Annotated in this window: 16 protein-coding genes and 1 pseudogene (1 of these 17 only partly in view); 16 read left to right on the top strand and 1 reads right to left on the bottom strand. The window is 40.0% G+C overall.

Going from position 1 to position 17,920, the window contains the following annotated elements:
• The first annotated feature begins 339 nt into the window (after positions 1 to 339).
• The 16 genes from HZC45_08330 (at position 340) to topA (ending at position 17,426) form a co-directional block, all read left to right on the top strand.
• On the top strand, positions 340 to 795 hold the full coding sequence (locus tag HZC45_08330) for a ribosome maturation factor RimP (GenBank protein MBI5683149.1): 456 nt from the start codon (positions 340 to 342) through the stop codon (positions 793 to 795).
• Between the two features lie 106 nt (positions 796 to 901).
• Entirely contained in the window at positions 902 to 2,224 is a 1,323-nt protein-coding gene (gene nusA, locus HZC45_08325; GenBank protein MBI5683148.1) for a transcription termination/antitermination protein NusA, read from the top strand.
• 21 nt (positions 2,225 to 2,245) lie between these two features.
• Positions 2,246 to 4,531 (top strand): translation initiation factor IF-2, encoded by a 2,286-nt coding sequence (infB, locus tag HZC45_08320; protein MBI5683147.1) that lies wholly within the window; start codon positions 2,246 to 2,248, stop codon positions 4,529 to 4,531.
• A gap of 61 nt (positions 4,532 to 4,592) precedes the next feature.
• Positions 4,593 to 4,880: a DUF503 domain-containing protein gene (locus tag HZC45_08315; protein MBI5683146.1), complete on the top strand. Its 288-nt coding sequence runs from the start codon at positions 4,593 to 4,595 to the stop codon at positions 4,878 to 4,880.
• Positions 4,881 to 4,956: 76 nt separating this feature from the next.
• Positions 4,957 to 5,310: a 30S ribosome-binding factor RbfA gene (gene rbfA / locus HZC45_08310; GenBank protein ID MBI5683145.1), complete on the top strand. Its 354-nt coding sequence runs from the start codon at positions 4,957 to 4,959 to the stop codon at positions 5,308 to 5,310.
• Positions 5,311 to 5,356: 46 nt separating this feature from the next.
• Positions 5,357 to 6,331, top strand: a complete 975-nt coding sequence (locus HZC45_08305; GenBank protein ID MBI5683144.1) for a bifunctional oligoribonuclease/PAP phosphatase NrnA — start codon at positions 5,357 to 5,359, stop codon at positions 6,329 to 6,331.
• A gap of 11 nt (positions 6,332 to 6,342) precedes the next feature.
• A complete protein-coding gene (gene truB, locus HZC45_08300) occupies positions 6,343 to 7,083 on the top strand; it encodes a tRNA pseudouridine(55) synthase TruB (protein MBI5683143.1) in 741 nt (246 codons plus the stop codon).
• A gap of 96 nt (positions 7,084 to 7,179) precedes the next feature.
• Positions 7,180 to 7,446 (top strand): 30S ribosomal protein S15, encoded by a 267-nt coding sequence (rpsO, locus tag HZC45_08295; GenBank protein ID MBI5683142.1) that lies wholly within the window; start codon positions 7,180 to 7,182, stop codon positions 7,444 to 7,446.
• 33 nt (positions 7,447 to 7,479) lie between these two features.
• Positions 7,480 to 9,573, top strand: coding sequence for a polyribonucleotide nucleotidyltransferase (gene pnp, locus HZC45_08290; protein ID MBI5683141.1), 2,094 nt, complete (start codon positions 7,480 to 7,482; stop codon positions 9,571 to 9,573).
• A gap of 65 nt (positions 9,574 to 9,638) precedes the next feature.
• Entirely contained in the window at positions 9,639 to 10,877 is a 1,239-nt protein-coding gene (locus tag HZC45_08285) for an insulinase family protein (GenBank protein ID MBI5683140.1), read from the top strand.
• 8 nt (positions 10,878 to 10,885) lie between these two features.
• Positions 10,886 to 11,419, top strand: a complete 534-nt coding sequence (locus HZC45_08280) for a hypothetical protein (protein ID MBI5683139.1) — start codon at positions 10,886 to 10,888, stop codon at positions 11,417 to 11,419.
• Positions 11,420 to 11,499: 80 nt separating this feature from the next.
• Positions 11,500 to 12,420: a site-specific DNA-methyltransferase gene (locus HZC45_08275; GenBank protein MBI5683138.1), complete on the top strand. Its 921-nt coding sequence runs from the start codon at positions 11,500 to 11,502 to the stop codon at positions 12,418 to 12,420.
• 13 nt (positions 12,421 to 12,433) lie between these two features.
• Positions 12,434 to 13,099, top strand: a complete 666-nt coding sequence (locus HZC45_08270) for a response regulator transcription factor (GenBank protein MBI5683137.1) — start codon at positions 12,434 to 12,436, stop codon at positions 13,097 to 13,099.
• Positions 13,100 to 13,203: 104 nt separating this feature from the next.
• Complete coding sequence (locus tag HZC45_08265; protein MBI5683136.1) at positions 13,204 to 14,613, top strand: HAMP domain-containing protein; 1,410 nt, start codon at positions 13,204 to 13,206, stop codon at positions 14,611 to 14,613.
• An 18-nt stretch (positions 14,614 to 14,631) separates the two neighbouring features.
• Positions 14,632 to 15,165, top strand: a complete 534-nt coding sequence (locus HZC45_08260) for a DUF4124 domain-containing protein (protein MBI5683135.1) — start codon at positions 14,632 to 14,634, stop codon at positions 15,163 to 15,165.
• A gap of 20 nt (positions 15,166 to 15,185) precedes the next feature.
• A complete protein-coding gene (gene topA, locus HZC45_08255; protein ID MBI5683134.1) occupies positions 15,186 to 17,426 on the top strand; it encodes a type I DNA topoisomerase in 2,241 nt (746 codons plus the stop codon).
• Between the two features lie 18 nt (positions 17,427 to 17,444).
• Here topA and argJ read toward each other — a convergent pair.
• Positions 17,445 to 17,920 (bottom strand): annotated as a pseudogene (argJ, locus tag HZC45_08250) (bifunctional glutamate N-acetyltransferase/amino-acid acetyltransferase ArgJ) (it continues 741 nt past the right edge of the window).

The following is a 17,920-nucleotide window of genomic DNA, read 5'->3' as shown; positions in this document are numbered from 1 at the left end:
TACTATTGTAGATTCCAATGAGTTTTGCTTTGATTATGAAGTCTAAAGCACCAGCAAAATTTCTACTGTTGTAGATTTCCCCCCGCCCCGTAAGCCTTGATTAGTCTAAAGCACCAACAAAATTTCTACTATTGTAGATACATTCTGTTGCGTCTTCTGCATTTTGGTCTAAAGCACCAACAAAATTTCTACTATTGTAGATTTTGTAAATACACTATCAAGGGTGTTGATGTCTAAAGCACCAATGAAATTGAACCCTTATTTTTTCCCTTGCAATAAATAGTTTCAGTGTGGTAGGTTTTAATTATAAGTGGGCTTTATGCCCGCTTTTTTATTTATATGGGAGAAATAATATCTAATGTTAAAGAACTTATTGCCCCGATTCTTGCTGATAATCATCTGGAACTTGTAGATGCTGAATACATAATGGAAGGCGGCAGATGGATTTTACGGATTTTTATAGATAAAGAAGAAGGTGTTACATTGGATGATTGTGAAAGGGCAAGCAGGGAAATAAGTGCAGTCCTGGATGTTAAGGACATTATACACAACAGTTATGTTCTTGAAGTGTCCTCACCCGGACTGGACAGACCCCTTACAAAATCTGATGATTTCATAAGATATAGAAACAAAAAGGCACGGATAAAGACAAAATTGCCTATAGACGGCAGAAGAAAATTTAGTGTAGTAATTGAAGGTGTTGATGGTAACGATGTGGTTGCAAGGGACAGCGAGAACAGGGTGTGGAGAATAGCGGTATCAAATATTCAAAAGGCAAGATTGGAGATAGTTTAGGAGTTGAGGAGTTTTAGAGTTTAGGAGTTGAGGAGTTTTTGCTTTTACTCCTAAACTGTATTTGTATTTACTCCGTAACTCCAAAACTCATTGGAGGAGGGTTTTAATGGGTTTAAACTTAAATAATGTTCTGGAACAGATTGGCAAAGACAAAGGGCTTGAAAAAAAAGTTCTGGTAGATGCTATAGAGTCTGCGCTATTAACAGCTGCAAGAAAGAGATACGGCAGCCATAAAGAGATAGAGGCACATTTCAGCGAAGAGTTGGGGGAGATTGAAATCTTTCAATTCAAGACAGTTGCAGAGAGTGTTGCAGACCATGATGTTGAAATATCTCTTGAAGAGGCATTGACACTGGACTCGGAGGCTACTGTTGGCGACAGCCTTGGTATAAAACTTGACATCAGCGACCTTGGGAGGATTGCGGCACAGACAGCAAAACAGATTATCACCCAGAAGGTAAGGGATGCAGAAAAAGATGTTGTGTATAATGAATATATAAACAGGGTAGGGGATATTGTTACAGGGATTGTATTAAGATTTGAACGCGGTGATATGCTTGTTGACCTTGGCAGGGCAGAGGCAGTTCTTGAAAAGGATGAACAGGTGAGAGGTGAAGGGTATCGTCAGGGAGACAGGATAAGGGCAATGATTATTGGTGTAAAGAGGAATACCAGAGGCCCATCCATCATGCTCTCCAGAGCAACCCCTGATTTTGTGGCAAGACTTTTTAAGGATGAGGTGCCAGAGATATATGAAGGTATTATAGAGATTAAGGTTGTAGCAAGGGAGCCAGGCGACAGAACAAAGATTGCCGTATATTCAAAGGACAGTGATGTTGACCCGGTTGGTGCATGTGTTGGTATAAAAGGTTCAAGGGTGCAGACAGTTGTACAGGAACTTCGCGGCGAGAAGATAGATATAATTCCATGGTCAAAAGACTATGTAAAGTTTGTCTGCAGTGCCCTTTCCCCTGCTTCGGTTCTGAAGGTTTTACTGGACGAGGATGGTCATTCTATAGAAGTTGTTGTTGCTGATGACCAACTCTCCCTGGCAATAGGCAAGAGGGGGCAAAATGTCCGTCTGGCTGCTAAACTTACAGGCTGGAAACTTGATATCCGCAGTGAATCAGAGGCTAAAAAAATCCATAAAGAAGAGATAGAGGATATATTTGCAAGGGAAATTACAGAGAATATAGGTGATAAAACAGAAGAGGTTGTGGAAGGATCTCTTTCTGATAAAGAAGCAGGTGTTGAGGCTATAGATGGTGTGGGGAAAAAGACGAGAGACTTGCTCAAGAATGCTGGTTTTATTACAGTGGGCGACATACTAAACTCATCTGCAGAGGCACTCTCGTCTATAGAGGGGATAGGTGGTAAAAAGGCAGAAAAGATTATTGATGCCGCAAAAAGGTATGCTAAAGTGGAATAACAATGTCTGTTAAAGGAAAACATGTCTGATAAAGGGAAGGAAAAAGAAGTGACATCAAGGCAGGTAGAGGAAAAAAGGGTCAAACCTACTGTTATCAGGAGACGAGCGGTAGCACCTGTTCAAGAGGTGCCGCAGGTTGTTATGCCCCCTGTTCCAGTTACTATTGAAGAAAAAGAACCTGTCCTGACAGAGATTAAGGGGGAAAAAAAACAACCTGCGGCTGCAAAGAAACCTTTGAAGGCAATACCTGCTGAGAGGAAAGAAGGGATAAAACATGTATTCAAAAAGAGCGGCAGGCATGCGGTAGAGTTGACTAAAGAACCAGAACCCATCAAGCCTCTTGAAGCGGATATATTGCCGTTGGAAGAGGCAGGCAAGAAGAGAGAGATAAAAGAAATAAAAATTACCCCTGCTGAAAAGTTTGTAAAGAAAAGAACTGGGGCACCGGGCAGAAGGGAAAGGAAATTTGAATTAAGGGACAGGATAACAAAGATTCCTGTGCCTGTTATACAAAAGACGGTCAAAACTACAGAGACCTCTGTCCTTAAACCTTCTACGCGGGTAATCAAGATTGCGGATGCCATCAGCATCGGAGACCTCTCACAGAAACTCGGCATAAAGGCAGTTGATATTATAAAAAAACTTATTGATATGGGCACAATGGTAACAATAAACCAATTTATAGATGTTGATACAGCAGCTATTGTTGCCAGCGAATTCGGGGGCGAGGTTGAAAACATAACATTGCAGGAAGATGACCTTTTAAGAGATGTGTCTTCTCATGTCAGCGGAGAACTCAAAACAAGACCCCCTGTTGTTACAGTAATGGGGCATGTTGACCATGGCAAGACATCCCTTCTTGATGCTGTCAGAAAAACAAATGTTGCTGCAGGTGAGGCTGGCGGTATAACACAGCATATAGGTGCATATCATGTCCATCTTGATAAAGGTGATGTAACTTTCCTTGACACACCAGGACATGAGGCATTTACCTCAATGAGGGCAAGGGGGACAAAGGCTACGGATATAGTGATTCTAGTTGTTGCTGCTGATGATGGAGTGATGCCTCAGACGATAGAGGCTGTAAACCATGCCAAGGCAGCAAATGTCCCGATAATTGTTGCAATAAATAAGATAGACCTGCCTGCTGCAAATCCGCAAAGGGTAAAACAGGCACTTACAGAATATGGTCTTGTCCCTGAAGACTGGGGCGGCACAACAATCTTCTGTGAGGTCTCTGCAAAAAAAAATACAGGGATAAAAGAACTGCTTGAACTAATACTTTTGCAGGCTGATGTTCTGGAACTAAAATCTGATCCAAAAAAATCTGCGCGAGGTATTGTGGTTGAGGCAAAACTTGACAAGGGCAGGGGTCCGGTTGCAACAGTCCTTATTCAGGAAGGGACATTGAAGGGAGGAGATGCATTTATCATGGGCACACATTGGGGAAGGATAAGGGCAATGATAAACGATTGGGGGAAAAGGGTTGACAATGCTGGCGCTTCAATGCCGGTAGAAGTGCTGGGTGCATCAAGTGTGCCTGACGCAGGAGATCTTTTTGTAGTTGTAAGGGATGAGGCAACTGCCAAGCAGATAGCAGGCATCAGACAGAGCAAGGCAAGAGAGTCAGAACTAAAAAAGACAAGCAGGATAAGCCTTGATGAACTATATGACAAGATAAAGATTGGTGAAATAAAAGAACTTGGTCTAATTATAAAGGGTGATGTCCACGGCTCTGTTGAGGCTGTAGCAGAGTCCCTTAAAAAACTCCCATCAGATGCAGTGAAGATAAAGATTATGCACAGTGCTGTCGGCGGCATTAATGAGGGTGATGTAATGCTTGCCTCCGCATCTAATGCAATAATAATAGGTTTTAATATCCGTCCTGAACCAAAGGTTTTAGCCCTTGCAGAAAAGGAAGGGGTTGATATAAGGCTTTATAGTATAATCTATGATGTAACAGATGATATCAAGAAGGCAATGGAGGGTATGCTTGCGCCAACACTTAAGGAAAAGATACTTGGCAGGGCAGCGATAAGAGATGTCTTTCATATCACAAGGGTTGGTAATATCGCAGGGTGTTATGTGACAGACGGCAAGATTTTAAGGGGGGCTAATGTAAGACTTATAAGGGATAATGTAGTAATATATAACGGTAAACTTTCCTCTCTGAAAAGATTTAAAGATGATGTCAAAGAGGTTGTTTCAGGATATGAATGCGGTATGGGTATAGAAAACTATAATGATATAAAGGCTGGAGATATAATTGAGGCTTATGTAATGGAAGAGGTGGCAAGAAAATTATGAGTTAAGGAGTTGAGGAGTTAAGGAGTTTTTGCTTTTACTCTTCAACTCCTCAACTGTTTTTATGGTAATCGGTATCTGTCAAATAGATTTATTAATGCATAATACCAAATCCCTTAAGGACAAAAGAAAGATTTTAAAAGGTATTATTGAAAAGACAAAAAATAGATTCAATGTTTCTATTGCCGAGGTAGGTGATAATGATGTCTGGCAGAGGTCGCAGATAGGTTTTTGTGTGGTTGGAAATGATGCATGCCATATAAATTCCAGTCTTGATAAGACCATAGACTTTATAGATAGTCTTCACCTTGCAGAGATAATAGACCACAGGATTGAGATAATAAATTACTAAAGACAGGCTATGGGCTATAGGCTATAGCGGCAATAGGATAAAAACCAATAGCCCATTGCCTATAGCCTGCATTTATATGACTTACAAACGTTCAGACAGGATAGCAGACCTTATAAAAGAAAAGATATCCACTATGCTTGTGATGGGTGAAGTTAATGACCCGAGGATAGGTTTTATAACAATTACAAAGGTGGTGTTATCAGATGATTTGCGTCATGCGAAGGTTTTTTTTAGTGCGCTTGGGACAGATGAAGAACGAGAGACATCCCTATTGGGTCTGCAAAAGGCAAGCGGTTATATAAAAAGGGGGCTTGCAAAAAGATTGGATTTGAAGCATATACCTGAGATAATGTTCAGATATGATGACTCACTTGCGTATGCAGGTCATATAAACGAGATATTGGAAGGGTTAAAGACAGGTGATAGGTAATAGGTGTCAGGTGTTAGTAGAACCTAGAACCTGAAACCCGAAACCTATGGACAACTATTTTAATAAAGTCATTGATGAGATAAACAAAGGGGAGAGATTCCTAGTTGCCTCCCATATTAATCCTGAAGGTGATGCAGTTGGTTCTGCACTGGCAATGGCACTTGGGTTGAAAAAATTAGGGAAGTATTCAAAGGTCTTTTTTCATGACAATGTCCCTCATACGTTCAAATTTCTGGACGGTGCAATGGATGTTGTACATAAAGTAGGCGATGACGAGATATTTGATGCAGCGATTGTGGTTGATTGCGGACAATTAGACAGGCTAGGCGATAATTTTGAAACCATTAAAAATAAAGGGAAGATTATAAATATTGACCACCATATAACAAATAACCTGTTTGGCGATATTAATTTTGTGATACCAGAGGCATCCAGTACAGGTGAAATAGTCTATGACCTCCTTAATGCAATGGATGTCAAAATAACAAAAGATATTGCTGTAAATATCTATACATCCGTGTTAACCGATACAGGTTCGTTCAGATATTCATCCACTACACCGCATGCCCTTGTAGTTGCTGCAGAGATGATTAAAGCAGGGGTTGACCCATGGGATATATCCCAGAGGATATATGAGAGTTATCCTGCAAAAAGGTTTAAACTGCTGGGTATGGTTTTAGATACATTGGAGGTGTCTGAACACGGAAAGATTGCTGTCCTTGTAGTTACGCAGGATATGCTGAAAAGGGCAGATGCTGATAAGGAACTTACAGAAGGTTTTGTAAACTTTGCGAGGGCTATAGATGGTGTTGAGGTGGGTATATTATTCAGGGAATCAAAGTCGGGTGAATACAAGATGAGTTTTCGTTCAAGAGGCAATATAGATGTTGCAGAGATAGGAAGTATGTTTGGAGGCGGTGGGCATAAAAATGCTGCAGGATGTAATCTTCAGGGAACACTTGAGGAGGTAAAAGAAAAGATTTTATCTGCAACAATAGAAAAAATTGGAGGTGGGAAGTAGGGGGCATAGAGATGGATGGTTTTTTAGTTATCAATAAGCCAAAAGGCATTACATCCCATGATGTGGTGACAAGGGTTAAAAAGGCAACTAACTCAAGAAAGGTAGGGCATACAGGGACATTGGACCCGTTTGCAACCGGTGTGCTTACCCTCTGTATAAATGAGGCAACATCTCTTGCCCGATTTTTTGAAAACGATGTCAAGGAATATATTGCCTTGATGAAGGTTGGGGAAGAAACAGATACATATGATATTGACGGCAGGGTAATCAGTAAGTGCGATGTATCGGATATGGACTGCGAAAATATTGTTTCAGTGTTAAAGGGGTTTCTAGGTGTATATATGCAGACCCCGCCGATGTATTCTGCCATCAAGAAAGGCGGTGTCCCTCTTTACAAACTTGCAAGAAAGGGGATAGAGGTATTACGGGAACCAAGGGCTGTAAATATCTATGAGATGGATATTATTGAATCCTCCATCCCTTATATAAGATTTCGGGTTGTATGCTCAAAAGGGACATATATCAGGTCTTTATGTCATGATATTGGTGAAAAACTGGGGTGTGGTGCATATCTTTCATCCTTGCATCGCGTAAGAAGCGGCGGGTTTGCAGTAGAGGATAGTTTATCTTTAGACAGCATATCATCTGATACCCTTGCAGATAAGGTTATAACAATAGAAGATATGTTTAAAGACCAGCCGTCAATCTTCTCCCAGAGGTTGATTGTAATTCATTTGCCCAAGATGATGTGATTAAATTCATGTTTAGTGATAAGATTGTTGCAATAGGACAGTTTACTCATAACAGATTAAAACTTATAAGGGCATTTAAGGAAAGGAGGTGAAAACATGTTAACACAAGATAGAAAGTATGAAATTATTGGTCAGTACAAAGTGCATGAAAGGGATACCGGCTCTCCAGAGGTTCAGATAGCACTCTTAAGCGGCAGGATTGGTTATCTCACCGAGCATTTTAAGGTTCACACCTCTGACCACCATTCAAGGAGAGGACTGTTGAAACTTGTTGGCCAGAGAAGAAGGCTTCTGGATTATCTTAAGAAAAAGGATAATGGCAGATACAAGGTAGTTATAGAAAAACTTGGCATCAGAAAATAAAAATAATCGCAAAAGACTGAAAAAGAGGAATAAATAATGACAAGACAATATGAAGTAGAGTTTGGCGGAAGGAAACTGTTAATAGAAACTGGGAAGGTGGCAAAACAATCAAATGGCAGTGTTATAGTCAGATACGGTGATACCGTTGTCCTTGTAACTGCGGTTGCTGCAAATGAATCTGCTGCTGACACAGATTTTCTTCCGCTGACTGTAAATTATATGGAGATGACCTATGCTGCGGGAAAGATACCGGGTGGTTTTTTTAAAAGGGAAGGGAGGCCATCTGAAAAAGAGGTCCTTACATCACGGCTTATTGACAGGCCGCTCAGACCCCTGTTCCCAGACGGCTATTATAACGAGACACAAATCATAGCGACGGTGCTTTCTGTTGACCATGAAAACGACCCTGAGATAGCAGCACTGGCAGGTGCGTCTGCAGCACTAACAATTTCTGATATACCTTTTAACGGGCCTATTGCCGGGGTTAGGGTCGGGAGGATTGACGGCAAACTCATCTGTAATCCAACTATAGCACAGCAGAAGGAAAGTGATATAGATTTAGTCGTTGCAGGCAGTTCAGATGCTGTTATTATGGTAGAAGGCGGTGCAAAGATAGTTTCTGAAGACGATATACTTGATGCCTTAACCTTTGCCCATAATGCGGTTCAGCCTGTAATAGATATTCAGAGACAGATAAGGGACGAGATGGGTAAGGTTAAGATGATAGTTCCGCCTCTTAAGACGGATGAAAAACTTACAAATAGGGTTACAGAGTTTGCAAAACCAAGGATAGAAAATGCATTACAGATATTCACTAAACAGGAAAGGTATCAGTCTTTGAGTAGTATTTATAATGAACTTGTTTTAGACCTGAAATCCGAATATGCAGACAAAGAGGATGAGATAAAAAAGGTATTTGAGGATATTAAATACAGTGTAATGCGGCATAATATACTAAACAGGTCATCGCGTATTGATGGCAGGGGTTTAAAGGATATAAGACCAATTACAATAGATGTAGGCTTACTGCCGCGCACACATGGTTCTGCTATGTTTACAAGGGGTGAAACACAGGCACTGGTGGTAACAACACTTGGCACATCAGAAGATGAACAGAAGGTAGATGCCCTTTCAGGCTGGGAGCATAAGAGGTTTATGCTTCACTATAATTTCCCTCCTTTTTGCACCGGTGAAGTTAAGTTCTTAAGAGGACCTGGCAGAAGAGAAATAGGTCATGGTTCGCTGGCAGAAAGGGCAATAGCAAAGGTTGTCCCGTCAGGCGAGGTATTTCCCTATACTATAAGACTTGTTTCAGAGATATTAGAATCAAATGGTTCATCCTCTATGGCTTCTGTATGCGGCGCATCATTATCACTTATGGACGCAGGCGTGCCTGTTAAATCAGCAGTTGCCGGCATAGCAATGGGACTCGTAAAGGAAGGTGAATGCGTGGCAATACTGTCAGATATACTTGGTGATGAAGACCATCTTGGCGACATGGACTTTAAGGTAGCAGGGACAGAGGATGGGGTTACTGCTGTGCAGATGGATATAAAGATAACAGGTGTAACAAAGGAGATTCTGCGAGAGGCTCTCTATCAGGCAAAAGATGGGAGGCTTTACATACTTGGAAAGATGAAGGACGCCATGTCATCCCATAGACCCGAACTCTCTGCACACGCGCCCAGGATAGTCACCATTTATGTCAAACAGGATAAGATACGGGATGTAATAGGTCCAGGGGGCAAGAATATAAAAGGTATCGTTGAAAAGACAGGTGTAAAGATAGATATAGATGATTCAGGCAAGGTAAATATCGCGTCTAGTGATGAAGAGTCTGTCAAGAAGGCAATTGATATTATCAAGGAACTTACGCAGGAGGTTGAGGTCGGCAGGATATATCTGGGTAAAGTTAAAAAAATCATGGACTTTGGTGCATTTGTAGAGATATTCCCCGGGACAGATGGGCTTGTGCATATATCACAACTGTCTGATGAAAGGGTAAAAGATGTCAGGGATATTTTAAATGAAGGCGACGAGGTTCTTGTAAAGGTTGTTGAGGTAGACAAACAGGGCAAGATAAGACTATCCCGCAAAGAGGCGCTGGGAAAAACAATTACGAATTAAAAATTATAAATTAAGAATTCAAAACTCCTAATTCGTAATTCATAATTCGTAATTGCAATCATTCCATGTCAAAAATCCAGAAAACAACTCTAAAAAACGGCATCCATGTTATAACTGAAGAGGTTAAAGATTTTCAGTCTGCGTCCATTGGCATATGGGTAAATATAGGCTCCAGGGATGAGGAAAAGGACAGGAACGGTGTATCTCATTTTATAGAGCATCTCTTGTTTAAAGGCACTGAAAAGAGGTCTGCAAAGGATATTGCCAGAGACATAGAATCTGTCGGCGGTGTCCTGAATGCCTTTACAGGCAGGGAATACACATGCTTTTACGCAAAGGTTTTGGGCGATGATTTGCCTCTTGCTGTTGACCTTTTATCAGATATATTCCTGAACTCAAGATTTGATGCTAAAGAACTTGAAAGGGAAAGGCAGGTTGTTCTTCAGGAAATCAAGATGGTTGAGGATACGCCGGATGATTTAATCCACGATATGTTTGCTGACATTTTTTGGAAAGGACATTCAATCGGCAGGCCTGTGCTTGGCACTTCAGGGACAATCAAAAAAATGAAAAGGGATGCAATACTTAAATATTTCAAAAATACATACCTGCCCCATACAACAATCATAACAGCCGCAGGCAATCTGAAACATGATAAACTTGTGGGTCTTTTGAAAAAGTCATTTAAAGGCATGAAACACGGTTCATTTGCAAGAGATGCGAAACTGCCAAAACCATCGCCATCTGTTGTTTTGGAAAGAAAAAAACTTGAGCAGGTGCATATATGTATTGGTTCATCTTCGCCCTCGCAAAGAGACCCTGCCAGATACAAGGCATATCTATTGAACACAATCCTCGGCGGCGGCATGAGTTCAAGACTGTTTCAGGAAATCAGGGAAAAAAGAGGACTAGCCTATTCTGTTTATTCGTATCTGAATCTTTATCTTGATACAGGTTCACTTGTTGTTTATACAGGTGTTGCAGAAAATAATGTAAGTAAGACAATTGGGCTCGTTTTAGAAGAGTTTAAAAGGATAAGCCGTGAACCTGTAACAAAGGATGAACTAAGTGTTGCAAAGGAGCAGTTAAAAGGCGGGATGCTCCTTGGGCTTGAGTCAACCGAAAACAGGATGAGTAAACTTGCAAAGGATGAGATGTATTTTAAGAGGGTCGTCCCTGTAAAAGAGATAATAAGAGAGGTAGAAAAGATTAAACCCGCAGATATTATGGAACTTGCAAATAAGATGTTTAATATTGATTCAATAGGCATGGCAGCAATGGGGAATATTAAAAAGAATTTATAACAGTTACTTTGGCAGGCTATGAACATAAGATAGGCAAGATAGGTTATAATGGTTTTAAGCAAGACGCATTTATCTCTGGAAAAACTCTAAAATGTGAAGCCAAACCCAAAAACTTTGACACAGAGGAATTTGCGAAGTATAAAAGAGGCGAAAGAAAAACAAGTCCGTCAAAATTAAACGGCGGAGGAAATTTTACTGATTATACACCCGCAAGATTAGAAAAAGATAAACGAGAAAAAGGGTTGAATATGCTGGTAAGCGGCTTTGTAGATGGGAAACTTATTTATATCATTGAGTTTCCTTTTACCTCTCCAGATTTTATAAAGAATTTGGAAATAAAAATACAAAAATGGCAGAAGAAATTAAAAGGAAGTGAAAGCACAAAGGGGCAATTTTTAAGAAGCGCAGATTTTGATTACAAGGATTTTGTTGAAAGTCAAAATCTCAAAATTGTTTACCTTTTAAATACAGATGAATTGGTAAAATATGCCGCCTATATATCTAAAGGTTTTTACAGGTTTTTAGATGGAAAAGCAAAGTGAAATCGGATAACTATTTAAATAAAATACTTCACGGCGATGCCTTGACTGTTTTAAGAACTTTACCTGACGAAACTGTTGATATGGGTGTGACATCACCGCCGTATAATAAAGGTGAAGACAAAAAGGGGTGGTTAGTTGCAAATGTAAAATATTCCGGTGCAACAGATAAGTTACCTGAAGATTTATATCAAAAAACTCAAATAGAAGTTTTAAATGAACTTTTTAGAGTTACCAATCCGGGCGGTTCATTTTTCTATAACCATAAACTCAGATGGGAAAGAGGAGAAATGTTTCATCCGATGGATTGGTTAAGAAGAACCAAATGGACAGTTAAGCAAGAAGTAATCTGGGATAGGATGATTGCTGCTAATATACGAGGCTGGAGATTTTGGCAGGTGGAGGAAAGGATATATTGGCTCTATAAACCCAATGGAGTAAAACTTATTGGTGAAGAATTAAAACCAAAACATGCTTTATTAAGTTCAATCTGGCGATTTTCACCAGAACGGAAAGTTCCTCATCCTGCCCCTTTTCCACTTGCACTGCCAATTAGAGCGATTTATTCAATTATGGACGAGAGAAAAGGGGTAATAATTGACCCTTATTGCGGAAGCGGCACAACATTAGCGGCAGCGAAAATATTAGGGCATGATTTTATAGGTATAGAAATGTCAGATGAATATATTAAGTTTGCTGATAATAGAATAAAAAATTATAAGGCAGAAATAAGGTTAGCAAATAAAGAAATGGCAAAGCATATTGTAGAAAAGACTTTTAAAGAAAGAAAGGAAAGAGGAGAGTTTACCGGCAAACACGGGAAAAATAGTAAATTATACAAACAAAATACAGTTCAGCCTAATTTATTTAGTCCAACTAAATATGTGGCACAAGAAGAATCTCAATTGACCAAATCTCAAGAAATTGTCAAAGAGGAAAAGAGCCGATATTACAGAACGAGAAATACAAATAAGAAGGCAATAAAAAAAGCAGTTAGAAAGTAAAGGAATTAAACAAATGCGTATCCTTGTTATTGAAGATGAAAAAAAGGTTGCTAATTTTATAAGGGCAGGACTCGGAGAGGAGGGGTACGCTGTTGATGTTGCCTATGATGGTATAGAGGGAGAATACCTTGCCACTGTAAATGATTATGATGCAATAGTCCTTGACTTACTCCTTCCGAAAAAGGGGGGCATGGAGGTTCTCAAGACAATAAGGGGAAATAAAAATACCGCACCTGTATTACTTTTGACAGCCATTGATATTGTTGAAAATAAGGTGAAGGGGCTTGACATCGGTGCAGATGATTACCTTGTAAAACCATTTTCCTATGATGAGTTCCTTGCAAGGATAAGGGCGCTTTTAAGGAGAAAGGGAATGGGGCTGTCCTCTCTGGAATTTTCTGATTTACGGCTTGACCGCGCAACGAGAAAGGCATACAGAGATAAGAAGGAGATAGAACTGACTGCGAAGGAATACGGTTTGCTTGAGTATATGCTAAGAAATCCAAACAGGGTAATTACAAGGACTATGATAATAGAGCATGTATGGGAGTACGACTTTGACAGCCAGACAAATGTTGTTGATGTTTATGTAAACCATTTAAGAAGCAAGATAGATAAGGGTTTTACAAAAAAACTCATCCATACTATAAGGGGTATGGGGTATGTGCTGAAAGAATAGGCGAGAGGCAAAAATACAGGCTATGGGCTATAGGCGATAGGCAATAGGAAAAACCCATAGCCCATTGCCCGTATTTATAGCCCATAGCCCATAGCCTATAACCTATGATTCTTACCATCCGAACCAAACTTACCCTCTGGTATACAAGCCTCCTTGGACTTAGTCTGATAATATCCGGGATTTTTTTGTATATAATTGCCAGACAGTCCATGATAGCAGCCGCTGACACAAAACTCCTGTTTCTTGCTGAAACACTGGCAAGGACAGTTGTCAGGCCAGAGACTGCTCTGATTTTGCCTGAAAACTTTGATATTCTTATGGAAAGGTTTTTTGGTATTAAAACAGCAGGGAATTATATTCAGATTACAGATGAATTTGGCAGTGTCAGGTCAAGGTCTTTGGCGCTGTCAGGGCAGCGCATCCCTTTATCAGGTAAAGCCATGAGCGGTGCAGGTCAGGACAAGGTTGTTTATGAGACAGTTGACTTGACTTCTGGTAAGCCTATGAGGATAGCAACCTATCCTGTAAAGGATGGCGGCCGTATCAAATACATTATACAGGTTGGAACACCAATGGAATCTATATATTCTGCACTTAATACTATAATTTTTTTGTTCTATCTATATATTCCTTCTGTACTGGTGCTGGCAACAGGGGTTGGATTTATTCTGGCAAAGAAGGCGCTTTCCCCTGTTGATGAAATAACAGAGACAGCAAGAAGGATTGGTGAACAGAACCTGAATGAAAGGATTGCCACACTGGGAACAGGGGATGAGATAGATAGACTTGCTGAAACATTCAATAATATGATAGAAAGGCTTGAGACCTCATTTAAAAGGATTAAACAGTTTACATCTGATGCATCTCATGAACTCAGAACCCCGCTTACCATACTAAAGGGGGAGACAGAGATTGCCCTCCGCACCTGCAATAGTTTAGATGGCATGAAAGACCTGCTTAAAAGCAATCTTGAGGAGATTAACAGGATGTCCGGTATTGTCAGCAGCCTCCTAATGCTGGCAAAGACGGATATGAAGACAAAATCAGAATTTGCTGATGTGAGATTGAATGATATAATAGATGAAAAATTCAGGCAGGTAAAACACCTTGCAGAACTCAAAGGCATCAATATAAGACTTGAAAAAAATGAAGAGATTGTTGTAAAAGGTGACTGCCTTAAATTAAGGCAGCTGGCTCTAAATCTCATGGAAAATGCAGTTAAATATACAAATAAAAATGGCAGTGTGTTAATCTCGCTTGAAAGGTGCGTAGATGGTGCTTTAATAAAGATTACGGATACAGGGGTCGGCATACCTGATGAAGACATGCCCTATATATTTGACCGTTTCTACAGGGTTGACAGGGCGAGGGCAGAAGGCGGTACAGGATTAGGTTTGAGTATCTGTAAAGATATAGCAGAAGGCCACGGTGGAAGGATTGAGGTAAAAAGTGAATTGGGCAAGGGAAGCACTTTTTCAGTATATCTGCCAATAGAATTCAGACAAGAGGCATGACAAAGCGGAGATTTTCATGTGAAAAAAGTTTTAATTTTAATCTGTAATTTTTATTTTTTATCTTTGATTTTTAATTTTTCTCCATCCCATGCTGACATCTACGAATGGGTGGATGATAAGGGTGTTGCAAATTTTAGTGATGATATTACGAAGGTTCCGCCTGTATATAAAAACAGGGTAAAGGTTCATAAGCAAAAATCAGTAGTAACAGCACCTTCCCTTAAAGAAAAGGCTAGTGAGGACTCTTCACCTGCAAAGGGTGAACTTATTGGTGATTATCCGCTTGAATGGTGGAAGACGCAGTTTGAGGAGAAAAAAAAGGATATTTCGGAAATAGAAAAGATAATTGCAGACCAGAGAAGATATATTGAGATTTTCCAGAAAGGGAGAAGGATTGGTCAGATATACAGCAAGGAAGATATAGATGTATATAATGAGTATACAAAACAAATTCCTTTAAATGAAAAGAAACTGGAAAAACTGAAAAAAGAGTTAGAGAAATATAAGAAAAAGGCACTACAATCAGGGGTGCCTCGTTCCGCAAGGAAATAAAAAGAAAGGGTTTTAAGAATATGCCAAAATCACTGGTGATAGTAGAATCGCCTGCAAAGGCAAACACAATAAATAAATTTCTTGGAAAGGACTTTATTGTCAAGGCGTCTATAGGACATATAAAAGACCTTCCAAAAAATAAACTAGGCGTTGATGTGGAAAATAATTTCACCCCTTATTATGAAACAATAAAAGGCAAGGGCAAAATTATATCAGAACTTAAAAAGGCTGCTAAATCTATAGACAAAATTTATCTTGCCCCTGACCCTGATAGAGAAGGCGAGGCGATTGCATGGCATATTGCAGAAGAACTTAATGGACATGGGAAGGATATATACAGGGTCTTGTTTAACGAGATAACAGAAAAAGGGGTTTTAGAGGCAATAACAAAACCGGGAAAACTTGATAAGAACAAATTTGAATCGCAGCAGGCAAGGAGAATACTTGACAGACTTGTTGGGTATCAGGTGAGTCCTATCTTATGGGAAAAGGTAAGAAGGGGTTTATCTGCCGGACGTGTTCAATCTGTTGCAGTAAGGCTGATTGTAGAAAGGGAAAGAGAGATAAGGGCATTTGTGCCAGAGGAATACTGGAGTATAACAGCAGAACTTGAAAAGACAGACGGGCAAGGGTCAGGTTTTAAGGCAAAATTAGTAAAGAAAGATGACGAGAAACTAGAGATAAAAAATGGAGATGATGCAAACAAAATATTAAAAGATATTGAAGGGAAAGATTTTGCAGTAAGGGATATTGAAAAAAAAGAACGTAAGAGAAATCCCATGCCTCCGTTCATAACAAGCAAACTTCAGCAGGATGCTGCAAGGAAACTTGGATTTACAGCAAGAAAGACCATGATGATTGCACAGCAGTTATACGAGGGGGTTGAACTAGGCACAGAAGGTTCTGTCGGTCTTATAACCTATATGAGGACAGATTCCACAAGGGTATCTCCTGATGCTGTCATGGGTGCAAGGGAATATATTTTAAGTAGATTCGGCAAAGGGTATCTCCCTTCAAAACCCAACTCATACCCTAGTAAAAAAGGGGCACAGGATGCGCATGAGGCAATAAGACCTACATATATTCAATACACACCTGATTCTGTGAAGAAATACCTTATGAAAGACCATTTTCTGCTTTATCAACTTGTATGGAACAGGTTTATAGCAAGCCAGATGATGCCGGCAGTTTTTGACCAGACTGCTGTTTTAATAGAATCCGGCAGATATATATTTCAGGCAAATGGCTCTGTGCTTAAATTTTCAGGGTGGACTTTGGTTTATACAGAGGCAAGGGATGGAGATGAAGAGGTTGAGTCAGAACTTCCGATACTTAAAAAAGGGGAGATTCTGAAACTTTTAGGGCTGCTGTCAAAACAGCATTTCACACAGCCTCCTCCAAGGTTTACAGAGGCAGCACTGATTAAGGAACTGGAGGAAAACGGTATAGGCAGACCATCCACCTATGCTGCTATCATTGCCACTATTCAGGACAGGAAATATGTTGTCAAGGAAAAAAATCAGTTTATCCCAAGTGAACTTGGGTTTGTTGTTACAGACCTTCTGGTTAAGAGTTTTCCCGATATATTGAATGTAGAATTTACGGCACACATGGAAGAGGATCTTGATAATATAGAAGATGGGAAACTTAAATGGCTGGACGCGATGAATGAATTTTATACACCTTTTAAAAAGAGCATGGAAAAGGCAAAGGTTGAGATGAAAGATGTTAAAAGACATGAAGTCCCCACAGACATAAATTGCGACAAGTGCGGCAAAACCATGATGGTCAAATGGGGCAGAAACGGTGAATTTCTTGCATGTTCAGGCTACCCTGAATGCAAAAATACCAAAGAGTTTAAGATTGATGAAAATGGCAAAGTAATGGCAGTTGAACCCCTGCGTGAGGAGACAGACGAGAGATGTCCAAATTGCGGAAAGCCGATGCTTATAAAAACAGGGAGGTTTGGCAGATTTCTTGCCTGTTCAGATTATCCGTCATGCAAGACTGCAAAACCGTTATCTATTGGTGTTAAGTGTCCTGTTGAAGGGTGCGGTGGTGAAATGGTTGAAAGACAATCAAAGAAAAGTAGACTCTTCTACAGCTGCTCCAATTACCCAAAATGCAGATACGCCCTGTGGGATAAACCGATAAATGAAAAATGCCCCGAGTGCGGTTTTGGCATCCTGATAGAAAAAGGGTCTAATTCAGGAAAGATAATAAAATGTCCAAATCAAGGGTGTGAATATGAGGGAAAATAGTTATAACGTTCTGTATAATTATGTCCTGTATGATGCATTAATTTTTACATACTCATAAGACAAATCGCTTGCCCAAACTGTGCTGCTGCCCTTACCCAAACCAAGTCCAATCCTTATACAGATGTGTTTCTGTTTGACTGCCTTTGTCGCCTTTTTTTCTATATCTTTTGCCTTTAGCCCTTTGCCTTTCGCCTTTTGCCCGTTCAACACAACAGGAACCTCATTAAAATAGATGTTTATATTTTCCTCTTTTACATCCACACCTGCCCTGCCTATTGCTGCCATAATCCTGCCCCAGTTTGCATCTTCTCCAAAAAATGCAGTCTTGACCAAAAGGGAATTTGCAACAACATCTGCAATCCTTTTTGCAGCTTCATTATTTTTTGTGCCTGTGACTTTAAACTCCAAGAATTTTGTAGCACCCTCGCCGTCTATGACAATCATATCGGCAAGTTTCTTACAAACCTTTTCTAATATTTCACAAAAACTTTTAT

The organism is Deltaproteobacteria bacterium (genome assembly GCA_016223005.1).
Taxonomy (GTDB): Bacteria; Desulfobacterota; GWC2-55-46; order UBA9637; family GWC2-42-11; genus JACRPW01.
This window is presented reverse-complemented; position numbering and strand designations above follow the sequence as displayed.